Origin of the sequence: Jeotgalicoccus sp. WY2, from assembly GCF_018437745.1 — a bacterium.
Taxonomy (GTDB): Bacteria; Bacillota; Bacilli; order Staphylococcales; family Salinicoccaceae; genus Jeotgalicoccus; species Jeotgalicoccus psychrophilus.
This window is the reverse complement of sequence record NZ_CP049818.1, coordinates 1,429,345-1,443,323: the sequence shown is the minus strand read 5'-3', so window position 1 is coordinate 1,443,323 and position 13,979 is coordinate 1,429,345. Positions and strand designations below refer to the sequence as shown.

The 13,979-nt window shown below is 38.8% G+C and carries 12 protein-coding genes, 3 pseudogenes and 1 riboswitch; of the genes and pseudogenes, 11 read left to right on the top strand and 4 right to left on the bottom strand.

Annotation, left to right across the window (positions count from 1 at the left end; genetic code table 11):
* Positions 1-28: 28 nt before the first annotated feature.
* Positions 29-451: a universal stress protein gene (locus G4D76_RS08395; protein ID WP_026859323.1), complete on the bottom strand. Its 423-nt coding sequence runs from the start codon at positions 449-451 to the stop codon at positions 29-31.
* Positions 452-637: 186 nt separating this feature from the next.
* Here G4D76_RS08395 and G4D76_RS08390 point away from each other — a divergent pair.
* Positions 638-1,730: pseudogene (locus G4D76_RS08390) on the top strand (ABC transporter ATP-binding protein).
* Between the two features lie 39 nt (positions 1,731-1,769).
* Here the strand turns inward: G4D76_RS08390 and G4D76_RS08380 are convergent.
* The 3 genes from G4D76_RS08380 to G4D76_RS08370 all read right to left on the bottom strand — a co-directional run bounded on the left by G4D76_RS08380 (position 1,770) and on the right by G4D76_RS08370 (position 2,900).
* Positions 1,770-2,192 (bottom strand): universal stress protein, encoded by a 423-nt coding sequence (locus G4D76_RS08380; protein WP_213809640.1) that lies wholly within the window; start codon positions 2,190-2,192, stop codon positions 1,770-1,772.
* Between the two features lie 118 nt (positions 2,193-2,310).
* Positions 2,311-2,505 carry a TetR-like C-terminal domain-containing protein gene (locus tag G4D76_RS08375; RefSeq protein WP_213809639.1) on the bottom strand — a complete coding sequence of 65 codons (195 nt, stop codon included), beginning with the start codon at positions 2,503-2,505 and terminating at the stop codon, positions 2,311-2,313.
* On the bottom strand, positions 2,502-2,900 hold the full coding sequence (locus G4D76_RS08370) for a TetR/AcrR family transcriptional regulator (RefSeq protein WP_213809638.1): 399 nt from the start codon (positions 2,898-2,900) through the stop codon (positions 2,502-2,504). The genes G4D76_RS08375 and G4D76_RS08370 overlap by 4 nt, the downstream gene beginning before the upstream one ends.
* A 182-nt stretch (positions 2,901-3,082) precedes the next feature.
* Between G4D76_RS08370 and G4D76_RS08365 the strand changes: the two genes are divergently transcribed.
* The 10 genes and pseudogenes from G4D76_RS08365 to G4D76_RS15975 all read left to right on the top strand — a co-directional run bounded on the left by G4D76_RS08365 (position 3,083) and on the right by G4D76_RS15975 (position 13,774).
* Positions 3,083-4,699, top strand: a complete 1,617-nt coding sequence (locus tag G4D76_RS08365; RefSeq protein ID WP_213809637.1) for a YhgE/Pip domain-containing protein — start codon at positions 3,083-3,085, stop codon at positions 4,697-4,699.
* Between the two features lie 237 nt (positions 4,700-4,936).
* Positions 4,937-6,541 (top strand): BCCT family transporter, encoded by a 1,605-nt coding sequence (locus G4D76_RS08360; protein WP_371814673.1) that lies wholly within the window; start codon positions 4,937-4,939, stop codon positions 6,539-6,541.
* A 154-nt stretch (positions 6,542-6,695) separates the two neighbouring features.
* Positions 6,696-8,099 carry a LytS/YhcK type 5TM receptor domain-containing protein gene (locus tag G4D76_RS08355; RefSeq protein ID WP_250129860.1) on the top strand — a complete coding sequence of 468 codons (1,404 nt, stop codon included), beginning with the start codon at positions 6,696-6,698 and terminating at the stop codon, positions 8,097-8,099.
* Entirely contained in the window at positions 8,051-8,302 is a 252-nt protein-coding gene (locus tag G4D76_RS14985; RefSeq protein ID WP_250129859.1) for a sensor histidine kinase, read from the top strand. Before G4D76_RS08355 ends, G4D76_RS14985 begins: the two co-directional genes overlap by 49 nt.
* 24 nt (positions 8,303-8,326) lie before the next feature.
* Entirely contained in the window at positions 8,327-9,046 is a 720-nt protein-coding gene (locus G4D76_RS08350) for a LytR/AlgR family response regulator transcription factor (protein WP_026859316.1), read from the top strand.
* Between the two features lie 132 nt (positions 9,047-9,178).
* Positions 9,179-10,639, top strand: a pseudogene (locus tag G4D76_RS08345) (carbon starvation protein A).
* A gap of 112 nt (positions 10,640-10,751) precedes the next feature.
* The gene (locus G4D76_RS08340) at positions 10,752-11,198 is read left to right on the top strand and encodes a hypothetical protein (protein ID WP_213809636.1); all 447 of its coding nucleotides are present in this window, start codon (positions 10,752-10,754) and stop codon (positions 11,196-11,198) included.
* A gap of 238 nt (positions 11,199-11,436) precedes the next feature.
* Entirely contained in the window at positions 11,437-11,610 is a 174-nt protein-coding gene (locus G4D76_RS08335; protein ID WP_213809635.1) for a hypothetical protein, read from the top strand.
* Positions 11,611-11,965: 355 nt separating this feature from the next.
* Entirely contained in the window at positions 11,966-12,661 is a 696-nt protein-coding gene (locus G4D76_RS08330) for an aggregation-promoting factor C-terminal-like domain-containing protein (protein ID WP_213809634.1), read from the top strand.
* Positions 12,662-12,819: 158 nt separating this feature from the next.
* Positions 12,820-13,774, top strand: a pseudogene (locus G4D76_RS15975) (2-hydroxyacid dehydrogenase).
* Positions 13,775-13,824: 50 nt separating this feature from the next.
* Positions 13,825-13,928, top strand: a riboswitch (SAM riboswitch).
* Positions 13,929-13,979 lie beyond the last annotated feature (51 nt).

Sequence of the window (13,979 nt, the reverse complement as noted above, 5' to 3'; positions counted from 1 at the left end):
AGCCAGCTTTCTGTTTTTTAATCTAAAATTATTTTATAATCATTACAGGGATGTTCGCGCGTTTTGCCACTTTATGTGTCACATGACCAAGGACATGTTTGATATCGCGCTTAGATCGCTTGTTGCTCATAACGATAACTTCATATTCATTACTTTCAATTTCTTTTTTAAGTTCATTAATTACACGGCCTGTTTCAAAATAAATTTTGTAATTAAGACCATGCTCATCCAGCTGATCTGTAAAGAACTTCATATTTTCGACTCTTTCTTTTGCTATGTCCTCAAAATGCTTGCCCTGATACTTCACATTATCCGCCATTTCATTTTCCGTTATTACATTAAAAATCGTAATCATCGAATCTCCATTTTTATCTGTGAGTTTCACTAACTGCTCAGGTACATTCTCAAATGAATTCCCAAAATCAAATGGCACTAAAATATTTTTATACATACAGAACACTTCCTTTCATTTTTCAGTAATCATTAGTTTAATTTTAAATCTTAACCTGCTACTTTTGCAATGTAATACTCTTTTGAATTTGAAATTTATATACCCGTTTAATACCCTGTTATAATTAAACAGTAATTATTAAATACAGAGATGTTTAATTACAGCGAAATATTAAGGAGAAACTCTATGGCCCGTTTATTTTTAAAAAATATAAAAAAACAATATAACAGCTCAAGTCCTCTCGTCGTTAAAGATTTCAGCCTGGATATAGAAGAGGGGGAGTTTATAGTCCTTGTCGGACCGTCAGGCTGCGGTAAATCAACAACTCTCCGTATGATGGCCGGACTGGAAGAAATCACAGAGGGTGAATTTTTTATTGGCGATAAGCTGAATAATATTCCGCCCAAAAATCGAGATATCGTCATGGTTTTTCAAAATTATGCGCTGTACCCTCATATGACAGTATTTGATAACATAGCATTCGGGCTGAAAATTAAAAAAAGGCCGAAAAAGGAAATTAAACAAAAAGTCGATGAGGCGGCAGAGATACTTGGGCTGACTGATTATCTTCACAGAAAACCTCAGGCATTATCCGGCGGCCAGAGACAGCGCGTCGCTCTCGGACGGGCTATAGTGAGAGAGACAGATGTATTCCTGATGGATGAACCGCTGTCGAACCTCGATGCTAAATTACGCGTACAGATGAGAGCCGAAATTATGAAACTTCACCAGCGTTTGAAAACGACAACTGTGTATGTGACCCACGATCAGACTGAGGCACTTACTATGGCAAGTAGAATTGTCGTTATGAATAACGGGGAAATCATGCAGGTCGGTTCGCCTCAGGAAGTATATAACACACGGCAATTTATTTGTCGCTCAGTTTATCGGCTCCCCCGCAATGAATATATTTGGTGTGTATTTGATGGAGAAGAATTTATAGGCATTAAAATTAAAGTTTCGCTGCTGATCAAGAGCTGCTGAGAAAATTAGGCTATGCAAATAAGAACATTAAATTTGGAGTACGTCCGGAAAATCTTCTGGAATATGGAGAAGCTTCACTTTTGAAGATTTAACACCCTTCGATTTAAAAGTCCAGGTGAATGAATTGCTCGGTTCAGAATTTATGATTTACTCAGAACTGGAAGGAGAAGAAATCGTCGCAAGAGTCGACGCTCACAATCCAAATAAACCTGGCGATATAATGACTTTTGCATTTGATATGGATAAAGTTCATTTTTTTGATGCGGATACCGGGAAAAGAATTACAGACAATTAAAAAGTACCTGCTTACACTTTAGTAAGCAGGCATGCTGTGTTATTTTATAATCATTACAGGTAGATTCACACGTTTTGCTATTTTATGTGTGACATGCCCAAGCACGTGCTTGATTTCCATTTTAGAACGTCTGTTACTCATGACCACTATTTCGTAATCGTTGTTCTTAATTTCTGTTAACAGCTCATTAATCACACGACCTACCTCAAAACGCAGTTCATACTCTAGCCCGCGTTTCTCAAGCGCATCTGTAAATGGTTTCAGTTCTTTTGTTTTGTCTTCTGTTATCGCATTGAAACGTTTCCCGTTAAATTTCACATCACTCGACATCTCATTTTCAGTGATGACATTAAAAATAGTAATGACAGCACCTTCACTGTTCTCTGTCATTTTAGCCAGCTGGTCAGGTACATTTTCGAATGAGTTTCCAAAATCGTATGGCAGCAATATCTTTTTATACATACTTACACATCCTTAAATTTTTATCATACTTATATAAAGTTAATGCTTTAATGATAATATTCCCTCTGTAAAAACATTTACACATTTTAGCTTCTGAAAAAGTATTCAAGTAAGCATATCAGATCCCGACAGTTTTGAATATACCATTTATCGTAAACGTTTCGATAAACATTGCCATCTCTTCAATCGACTCTTCACAGCCGCCTTTGAGCCATTTTAAAAGTATTCCAATATGTGCATTGGTGATGTAAGTAATCAGATAATCTGTAAATATTTCAGAGTCTAATTCAACACCAAATTCCCTGCTTTTCACTTTATAAAAATCAAACATGTGCTGTGAAAAATATTTGCAAGTTCTGCACTGCCAAGACTGTTGGCAATAACGAGCACGCGTCTGCGGTTATCTTTAAGATACTGGAACATCTTCAAAATAGTATTGTTAAGATCGTTCTCATCCACATCTTTAAAGCTGGTGCCGGTAATATTTTTGTAGAGCAGCTGTTCAATATCCGTCATCATCGAATTTTGATAACTCTCTATCAGTTCGTATTTATCTTTATAATAAGTATAAAATGTTCCCCGGTTAATCATAGCTTCTGAACTGATATCCTGAATGGTAATACTCTCGAACGGTTTTCTCTCAAGCAGAGTAATGATGGCACTGTCAATTGCATGTAATGTTTTTTGTACTCTTAAATCTTTTTTCAAAAATAAACAACCTTTCAATACAATGTGTTGCTTATCCTACAGACATGGATATATCAACCATTGAAGTATACTTTAAACAACTTATAATGGGTTATTGTACATTATGTACGATAACTTTAACACAAAAAAAACATGAAGGATGATTAAATGTTACAGGATTTTAAATTTATATTTAGAAACCGTTGTTATTAGTTTCTCTCGCGGTTATTTCATTACTGCCGGTTATATATGCGCTTACTTTTCTTGGTGCAATGTGGAACCCGTACGACCGTACAGGCGATATGCAATTCCATATAGTTAATGAAGACACGGGTAATGAGGATATTGAACTGGGTAAAGAAATCGAAGATGAGCTGAAAAATAACGACCAGCTGGATTGGCAATTTTCTAATCTGGATGAAGCCGAAGAAGCAATTAAGAGCGGAGAGTCATACGGCTATCTGGAAATTCCTGCAGATGCATCTGATAATGCTATGACATTCTTAACCGATTCACCGGAAAATGTAAATCTTACTTTAAAAACAAATCCCGGTTATAATTTCATCGGCTCAATAATGTCAGAACAGGTTGGTTCGGTTTTAGTTGAAACAGTACAAGAAGAAATTACAGAAACCTATACCAAAACGCTGATCAGCGAACTCGGCAGCCTTTCCGATCAGAGTGATGAGGCACAATCTGCCATCGCCGAGCTGAAAGATGGTGCAGTCGAGCTGAATGATGGACTCGGACAGCTGCAGGACAGCTCAACGCAGTTAAGTGAAGGTGCCGGCAGTCTCGAAAGCGGTGCTGCACAGGTTAACGAAGGCGCAGGCACACTATACAATGGTGAACAGCAGTTTACTGGCCAGATGGCTCAGCTGGCACCAATGCTTGGAAACTATGCCCAGCCTGTCCAGGGCGCGCAGTCAGAACTTGAAAGCGGAGCAGGTCAATTAAATGAAGCGAGCACACAGCTTGCAGGAGGCGCTTCTGAATTGAATGCCGGTATTATGCAGATGAACGACGGCATTGGCGAGCTGAAAGCAGGTTCCAAGGAAATGGCAGAAGCTCTGACAGAAGTAGATACGAGATTTAACGAATTGCTCGAGGAAATAGAAAAACAGAATATTGTATTCAGTGATGAAGGGGCAGAAGCAATTGCAAGCCCTGTTAATCTGGAAATTGAATCCATGGTAAATACACAAAACTATGCACAAAGTTTTGCACCGTTAATTATTGCGGTCAGTTTATTTATCGGCAGCATTACATTTAATGTTGTTTATCCAATGAATAAAATATTTGAAGATAAGAAACACGTGTTCAGCCAATGGGTCAGTCGCGGATTGTTATTTTTATCACATTCTGTAATAATTACTACCCTGCTGTACATTGCGATTGTATGGATTATGCAAATTGATATAGCCAGCCATTGGAAATTCTATGGTGCAATGCTGACCTGGTCGCTCATATCCATTACTATGATAGGATTACTAGTGATGATATTCGGAAACTTCGGCAAGTTCCTCGGTATCGTACTGCTTATTGTACAATTATCATCAAGCGGCGGAACATTTCCGATTGAAACCGCGAATAACTTCTATCAGACTCTTTATGAATTCCTGCCGATGGCATTCGTCGTTACAGGATTTAAAGATGCGATATTCGGACAGGCGTTTAATATGGAATTCCACACAATAATATATATACTGCTGGCAATAACCGCAGTTGCATACCTGCTCATATTATTAGTATTGCAGCTGAAAGATAAATTCCCTAAATACGAAGAAAAAGCGAATAAAATGGCTGGTTTTGAAAACTAGAAGAGACTGGAACATAAGTCTTCAAAAAATATTATGCTTCATACAGAATAGATCAAAATTTAAATTAAGATTTCGCTTTTTTAAAAAACCGCATCGCATACGATGCGGTTTTTCATATTCAAATTGCACTCTATGTGTAAGTTTGGTATTATCAATAGGTTATTTATTTCGCAGATATTAAAAACCCATAATTTAAGACAGTATTTATAAAATAATAAGGAGCATATTAAATGAAGGATTCTTCAAATCCAAGCACTAAAAAACTATCGAAAGTATTTATATTCGGTACTAATCGTTGGAATACTAGTTATTATCGGTGCAATTGCCCCCGAAAAATTCGGTTCCGTTGCAGGTTCGATTTCAAACTGGGTCAGTAATTATTTTGGCTGGTATTATATGATAATTACTTCCGCCACGTTATTCTTTTGTATATTTCTCATTTTCAGTCCAATTGGTAAATTAAAGTTAGGTAAACCGCATCACGAACCTGAATTCAGTACACGTTCATGGCTGACGATGCTGTTTAGTGCAGGTATGGGAATCGGGGTTGTATTTTACAGTACCTCTGAACCGATCGCACATTACTTCATGCCCGCAACCGCAGAACCCGAATCGCAAGAAGCAATGCTCGAAGCGATTAGAGCAACAATTTTCCACTGGGGTGTACACGCTTGGGGAATGTATGGTGCTGTCGCTTTAGCTCTCGCATATTTCCAATTCAGAAAAGGTGAATCCGGTCTCCTGTCAAAAACTTTACGTCCTATACTTGGAAATAAAGTTGACGGTCCTATCGGTATACTCATCGATGTTCTGACTGTTTTCGCAACAGTAATCGGTGTTGCCGTTTCACTCGGTATTGGAACAACTCAAATTAACGGCGGTCTGAATTACTTATTCGGAGTACCGATTAATGTCGGTGTACAGGGACTTATTATTACTGTTGTTACTATCCTTTTCCTTGCCAGCGCATGGAGTGGTTTAAGCAAAGGAATAAGGTATTTGAGTAATCTGAATATGATACTCGCAACAATATTACTGTTAGTCGTACTGATACTTGGTCCGACAATGCTGATATTAAATATGCTTCCGACTGCTGCCGGGGAGTATATCAATACATTTGTAGCAAGAACACTTGACGCAGCCCCATTAAACAGCGATAAAAACAGCTGGCTGCAATCATGGACAATCTTTTACTGGGCATGGTGGCTCAGCTGGAGTCCGTTTGTAGGTATTTTCATCGCACGTGTATCAAAAGGCCGTACAGTTCGTGAATTCGTACTGGCACTGCTCACAGTACCAACAACTATTGGGATTATCTGGTTTACCGTATTTGGTGTTACCGGTATTGAGATTGCAAGCAAAGTATCAGAAGTTGTCTCTCATGCTCCGGAAACTCAGCTGTTCGCTATATTTAATGAAATGCCGCTCAGCGTACCACTGTCTATTTTAGCAATACTGCTGATATCTTCATTCTTTATTACATCAGCAGACTCAGCAACATTTGTACTCGGTATGCAGACATCGCACGGTTCTCTCCGTCCATCTGCTGCTATAAAAATCGTGTGGGGTATCAGTTTGTCAGCAATCGCTTTTGTACTCCTGCTTTCAGGAGGAGAGACAGGTTTGGAAGCTCTCCAGTCTGCCTCGATTATTGCTGCACTGCCGTTCAGCTTTGTTATTATTATGATGATGATTTCATTTTATAAAGATGCAAACGAAGAAAGAAAATATCTCGGTCTTACGATTACTCCAAACTCAAAACGTATGCAGGAGTATATTCAAAAAGAAGAAAAAGAATATCAGGAACAAAAAAATGCAGGTGTCGATGAAAGAGACTTGTAATTAAATAGGAACGCCCTGGATACTGAATAATTCAGCGTCCAGGGTGTCTTTTTGACTGTTTTAATTTATTTATTGTTGTCTCACATCTTTAAGTTTACGCTCTTTTTATATTGCTATACTTAATCAACACTATTACGGAAATGTGGAGATACAGATGTTCGAACTTTTGCTGATTATGCTGGAAAGACTTGGATTAATTGTAATGCTGGCCTTTATCGCAACACGTATGCGTTTTTTTCGAGATATGCTTTCACCGTCGGAACTAACAAGAAAACATGAATATACTGCAATTTTATTTTTTGGTGTTTTTGGTATTATCGGCACTTATTCCGGTATCACTTTTCAGGCAGAACCGTTTCTGCTGCAGCGACTGACCACTAACATTTATACCGAGGCAATTGCCAACTTCCGTGTAATCGGTGTTGTACTCGCCGGATTATTCGGCGGTTATAAAGTCGGTTCAGCTGCAGGAGTGATTGCCGGCGGACACCGTATGCTGCTGGGCGGTTTTACCGGCTTTGCATGTGGTATTGCAACCATCGCTGCAGGTATTTTTGCTGCCTGGTTCCGTGCAAAAAATCCAGGAATAATATCGAAACCCTTCCATGTATTTTTAATTGGAGCTGCCGCAGAAATGATGCAGACGGGACTTATTGTACTGTTAGCCCGTCCTTTCACAGAAGCACTCGCACTGGTCCAGCACATTGCCCTGCCGATGATACTGGCAAACGGCATCGGCTGTGCGTTATTCCTCTTAATTATTCAAAGTGTTGCGAAAGAAAAAGAAAAAGCCGCAGCGATGCAGGCACAGAAAGTGCTTCGTATTGCAGAACAGACACTCGTACATTTAAAGTCAGGTTTAACGCCGCATTCTGCAACAAACGTATGTTCAATTCTTTATAAAGAACTCAATCTCAAAGGAACAGAAGTCAAGAGTGCAGACCTTACACTTTCACGCATCGGGGAGAACAGCGATTTTCTCGTAACGGAATCATTAAACAGCCGGGACAAAGTAATCGGCACAGTAAATTTTTATTTCCATTCTCAGATAACATCTCTTGAAAAAGAAACATTGACCGGTCTTGCAAATCTTCTGAGCAGTCAGCTTGAATTGGGAGAGGCCGATAAACTGTATAAGTTTGCAAAAGATGCTGAAATCAATGCTCTCCAGGCTCAAATAAATCCGCATTTTCTTTTTAATACATTAAACACTGTAATTTCACTGGTTCGTATTAACCCTGAGAAAGCGAGAACTGCACTCCGCGCTTTGTCCAAATTTATACGGCAGAATCTGCAATCTACAACTGTATCGACTAATACACTGGCAGATGAAATTGAACATATAAAATCTTATTTATCGATTGAACAAATCCGTTTCGAAGACAGAATTAATGTTTCATACCATATAGATGACAGCTGCCTGCAGAGTAAATTACCGGCTTTGACACTTCAGCCTATTGTTGAGAATGCTGTGAAACATGGATTCAGCGGAAAAAAAGTCAGTGCCGTTTGCATATTACAGTCGAAGACAGCAATGATAATGTATTCTTATATATAGAAGATAATGGTTCAGGTATAAACGAAGAGAGACTGAAGACATTAGCATCAAACATAGAAGAGAGCACCGACGGGAACGGAATTGCACTATATAACATCAATAAAAGACTCGAGATGACGTTTGGTAGCGATTACGGTCTTCAGTTTAAGTCACAGCCTGATTCTGGTATGTCGGTATATTTTAAAATACCTAAAGTCCTCTAATCTATTTGAAAGGAATCGTTAATAATGAATCAAACGATAAAAACACTCGTTGCAGATGATGAAAAGTATAGCCGCGAAGAGTTAATATATTTGCTTAAAGAACATCCATCCATAAAGATCTCAGGGGAAGCTGTGACTGGGCGTGAAGCATTATCAAAAATAATTGCTGACGAACCCGAACTGCTGCTGCTCGATATCGATATGCCGGAAATGACGGGCACAGAGCTAGCTGTAATATTGAAAAAATTGAAGAGTCCGCCGCTGATTATATTTACGACTGCGTATTCGGAATATGCTGTTGAAGCATTTAAAGTACAGGCTGTTGGATATTTACTAAAGCCCATTGACGAAGAGGAGCTCTCAGAAACTCTCACACATGTTACTCAATTGCTTGAATCGAGACGTGAGCCGGCAGCAGGTAAACTTGCAGTCGGTGTCGATGAATCAATTACTTACTTAGATCCTGCTGATGTGTTATTTGCTTCAAGAGAAAATAATACAACGACAATTGTCTCAGCTAAAGATACATTTAAAAGCAGAATGACATTAAAGGAACTCGAATCACGTCTTATTCTGCATTCATTTTTCCGCGTTCATAAAAGTTACCTCGTTAATACTAAAGCAATTACAGAAATGACTCCATGGTTTAACGGCGCCTATCAGCTTACACTGAACGGTACAGATGTTCAAATACCGGTCAGCCGCAACTATGTTAAGACACTTCGTTCACGTATAGAATTATAATAACGGCCTGTTGAGGCCGTTATTTTGCATTTGAAGCTGCTATTTCTACACGATAGCTAAATCTCCCCAAAATTGTTTGTATATTTTGTAAACTAAAATTATGAAAGCGCATTCAAACTTAGGGGGAGCAATATGATTACATTTTTAGGGACAGTCGCCCTCTTAATAATAGGATATTTTACATATGGAAAATTTGTCGAGAAAGTTTTCCAGCCAAAAGAACACAGAGCAACACCGGCTTATACACAACATGATGGTGTCGATTATTTACCAATGCATAAAAATAAAAATGCATTGATTCAATTAATAAGTATTGCCGGTGTCGGACCGATTTTTGGACCGATAATGGGAGCACTTTACGGTCCTGTTGCATTTATTTGGATTGTACTCGGCTGTATTTTTGCCGGCGGTGTTCATGATTACTTAACTGGAATGATTTCCGTCCGTAATAATGGTGCGCATCTGCCGGAACTTGCAGGGAAATTTTTAGGAAAAGCAATGAAACATGTTGTTAATGCTTTTTCAATATTATTACTGCTTCTAGTTGGTACGGTGTTTGTCGCTTCACCTGCAGATCTGCTGTACGACCTCGTAGGCGGAGCAGTTCCAGTTATAGTGTTTGTCGTATTAATTTTTATCTATTATCTGCTGGCAACAATACTGCCAATCAATAAAATCATCGGGACTATCTACCCTTACATAGGCGGTTTACTGTTATTCAGCACCATTGGTATAGGAGTTGCTCTCGTGTGGCATCAGGCACCTGTTCCAGAATTATCATTCACAAATACTCACCCTGAAGGTGCCGCGATATTCCCGCTGCTGTTCTTAACGATTTCGTGCGGCGCATTATCAGGATTCCATGCGACTCAGTCACCAATCATTTCAAGAACAACACAGAATGAAAATCAAGGCCGCAGAATTTTTTACGGCATGATGACGCTGAAGTATTATTGCAATGATCTGGGTGCAGCAGCAATGAGTCTTTCGATGGCCCAATCACATTAAATGAGTTAATTACTACTATAGGTACAGGCGGAATCGTCAATGAAATCTCAACGATGATGCTTGGTCCAATTGTTGGAACACTTGCAGTTTTGGGTGTAATTGTTCTTCCAATCACTTCCGGAGACACTGCTTTTAGAAGTGCCAGAATGATTATTGCAGACTATATCCGTGTGCCTCAAAAGAAAATAATGAGCAGAATATGGATTGCTGCACCGATATTTATCGTGTCGATTATCCTGACAAATATGGACTTTACGTTGTTATGGCGTTACTTTAACTGGGCTAACCAGTCAACAGCGATGATTGCATTGTGGATCGGTGCAATGTATCTGTTCATCGGCAGACGTAATTACTGGATTGCAGTATTCCCAGCGATATTTATGACGATGACAGTATCAACATATTGTTAACGCACCCATCGGTTTAAATATGCCAATGAATATTTCATTAATTATCAGTGCAATTGTAACTATATTAATTACAATATTATTCTTTAATGCAGCCAAGAAACGCCGCAGTGAAAATATTCCACTGGAAACAGATGTTTCAGATTGGGATGCAAAACAATACGCTTATGCAGAATAATAGGTAAGCTGTGCCTCAAGCGTTGAGTTTACAAGCTCACCGTTTGGGGCATGTTTTATAGTAAAGAGTGATTTAACAGAAACGTCCTATTATATGAAGGGAGGCGAATATAATGAAGAAGTGGATGATACTGTTATTGATGACAATTCTGGTCATTTTAGCCGCGTGCGGAAACAGTGAAGAAGCAGAAGAACCTAAAAATAATACATCTGAAGAAACTGAGCGCGAACCTGCTGAAGAAGACCGCCCAGATGAGAGTGAACCCGCTGAGGATACATCTGAAGAGGAAAATGAATCATCAGAAGAAGATTCAGAAGCACCAGAAGAGAACAGTACAGAAAACTCTGCAGATAATGAAGGAACTACAAAAAGTACGGATGAAACAAACGGCAGTTCAGAGAATGAAATAAACTATACTGCTGCCGAACATTGTATTATGACTCAACTGACGGAGTGCGATAACGTCCCTGAAGCAGAGCAGTTCCAAGCTTACAATGACCTTGTAGGGACGGTACACTACTTCAGGCTCCGGGCAGCGGCTGTCTCGCATGCGCAGTAAAGTATTCATTTGAAGCTAAGTACGGTGAGTCCGCGCCACTTACTTATTCAATCCTTCCACGTTCAGATCAAATGCCGGTAGATATTACCAATACATCAGAATTTGTTCAGCAGTATCTATTTGCACTGCCAGCCTACTTTATAATCATGATGAAGAAGCACTCAGCTTCTATCTGCCGGAATCACCAGGCTACAATGCACTTTTTGCAAATAAAGCCTCAGGAAACTACGGTAACCACATGACTTATTCTGTTTTTATAGATTCTGAAGTGGAGAATCTTGACGGCAGTATAAATGTCTATGCGACAAGAACTTACTCACATATAAATACCCATGGTGTTTTCGAAGTATATGCCCGCTATCATGTAATAGAACAGGACGGCAGATTCTATCGACAGATTATGAAGAATTAGAAAACACCCGCATAGAATGCTTTATCTAGAGACCCGGTCAGCTGAATGCTGGCCGGTCTTTTACCATGGACAAATATCTGTTATATATTACGAATAGCATCTTAATATTACGTAGATATGTCTATTTCATCGTAATAATTAGAAATAATACAATCAGATGTCATTGTTACAGTTCTGCTTTTAATTGTAACGTTCTTATTATTAGACTGTAACACACGTAAAAAAGTTCTATGTTATATTTACTCTTGTCTTAGGAAAACGAGACTTAAATTAAGTTTATGTTTACCCTTAATCAAATTTAAAAAAACAAGAAATGCATTCATTGCATAATATTTTTTTGGAGGAATTACAAATTATGAAGAAAACGATATTAGCTACTACATTAGCATTAGGTTTAGGCGTAACAGGAATTACAGCAGGACAAGATGCGGAAGCTTCATCATATGATCTTAACAAGAAGCACTTGCTCAAACAGCACAAAAATCCTGAGGCGTTAAACGCATCTGCATTACACGAAGGTCAGTATGACTACAACTTCAATCATAAAGAATTCAACTACGACTTCAACTCTGACGGCACTAATTATGCTTGGGCATACCAAAGCAATGGTAATGCACAAGCTGAAGTACCAGCTCAAGAACAAGCAGCTGCTCCATCAGTGAAAGAAGAAACTCAAAACGTTGAACAAAACAATTACACTTACACTGAAGAAGTACAACAGCCTGTACAAAACGCAAGCTGCAGCTCCTGCAGTACAAGAGTTGAACAGCCTTCAGCACCAGCTCCACAATCAACTGGCGGATCAACTAAGTCACAATTCTTAGCTGCTGGCGGAACTGAAGCTATGTGGAACTCAATTGTATTACCAGAATCAAGCGGTAATCCAAATGCAGTAAGCCCGAATGGCTACCAAGGATTAGGCCAGACTAAAGAATCATGGGGTACTGGTTCTGTAGCAGATCAGACTTCAGGTATGCTTAACTACGCTGAAGAGCGTTACGGTTCAATCGACGCGGCAATTCAATTCCGTGAAGCAAACAACTGGTGGTAAGATCCACCCTCATATAATTAACTCCGAAATGCCCGGTATTTCCCAGGCAATTCGGAGTTTTTTTGTTTCTTCTATACTCTCCTTATCCATAAAAGTTTAAATCTTTTTATTTAGGCTATATGAGTTAGAAATACATATATAAGAAAGCAGGTTCAACTATGCCAAAAATCTATAGCGCAGTAAAACTTCCCGAAACTGCAGTAAAAATCATTAAAGATCAAAATATCGAATTGGATATGCACGATGAATTAACTACTCCAAAAACAGAAGTAATTATTGATAGAGTTAAAGGTGCAGATGGTTTAATTACCGGCGTTAACGTACAGACACCCGCTGAAGTAATCCAGGCGAATACTGATTTGAAGGTCATTGCGAACGTCGGCTCAGGTTTTAATAATATCGATGTTGATGAAGCGAATAAGCATAATATTGCTGTAACGAACACTCCAGTGCATGAATCTGTGGCATCAACGGCAGAACTTGCAGTAACATTAATGCTGGCACTCTCACGCCGTGTACTTCCAGGACACGAAATGGCTGTTAAAAATGAATTTAACGGCTGGCAGGTAATGGGTTACCTCGGTGGTAATCAAGCTGTCGATAAAACATTAGCTATCGTCGGCTTCGGCCAGATAGGACAGTATATTGGTAAAATTGCTCAAGCGTTTAATATGAAGATTTTATATGTTGATCATGAAGAGAAAGATACTGATATCAATGCTGAAAAAGTAACTCTTGAAGAAGCATTAAAAGAAGCGGACTATGTAATTACACAAAAACTACAATAAAACATCACATCATTTATTCGGTAAAAAAGAATTTGAACAGATGAAAGATACTGCCTACTTTATTAATACCGCACGCGGCGGTGTTGTTGACGAAGCAGCACTTGTCGACGCGTTAAAAAATAAGCAGATTCAAGCAGCAGCACTCGATGTACATGAAGAAGAACCGCATATTAATGAAGAACTGGCACAATTGGATAACGTGATTCTGACACCTCATATTGGCAATGACACATATGAAGCGAGAAATAAAATGGCGGAAGTAGCTGCAGATCAGGCAGTTAAAGCTCTTAAAAATAAACAATTAGACTATCAGATAAACAAATAAGATGAAATAATACAATGTTTATCATATAATAACCATTAAATAAAATAGTTCTCTTATTAAGAGTGAGTGGAGGGATTTGGCCCTGTGAAACTCCGGCAACAGCTGTAAAGCGATGTGCTAAGTCCAACAGTTTACTTAAACTGGATGATAAGAAGTCGGGTAAAGCTCTTCTTAATTCAGAGAAGAGCTATTTTATTTGAAAAAA

What these genes read in the sequence shown, in the direction of transcription:
- G4D76_RS08350 (WP_026859316.1), top strand. Translation starts at nt 8,327, where the DNA reads ATGAATCAAACGATAAAAACACTCGTTGCAGATGATGAAAAGTATAGC.
- G4D76_RS08355 (WP_250129860.1), top strand. Translation starts at nt 6,696, where the DNA reads ATGTTCGAACTTTTGCTGATTATGCTGGAAAGACTTGGATTAATTGTA.
- G4D76_RS08380 (WP_213809640.1), bottom strand. Translation starts at nt 2,192, where the DNA reads ATGTATAAAAAGATATTGCTGCCATACGATTTTGGAAACTCATTCGAA.
- G4D76_RS08395 (WP_026859323.1), bottom strand. Translation starts at nt 451, where the DNA reads ATGTATAAAAATATTTTAGTGCCATTTGATTTTGGGAATTCATTTGAG.
- G4D76_RS08330 (WP_213809634.1), top strand. Translation starts at nt 11,966, where the DNA reads ATGAAGAAAACGATATTAGCTACTACATTAGCATTAGGTTTAGGCGTA.
- G4D76_RS08340 (WP_213809636.1), top strand. Translation starts at nt 10,752, where the DNA reads ATGAAGAAGTGGATGATACTGTTATTGATGACAATTCTGGTCATTTTA.
- G4D76_RS08335 (WP_213809635.1), top strand. Translation starts at nt 11,437, where the DNA reads ATGACTTATTCTGTTTTTATAGATTCTGAAGTGGAGAATCTTGACGGC.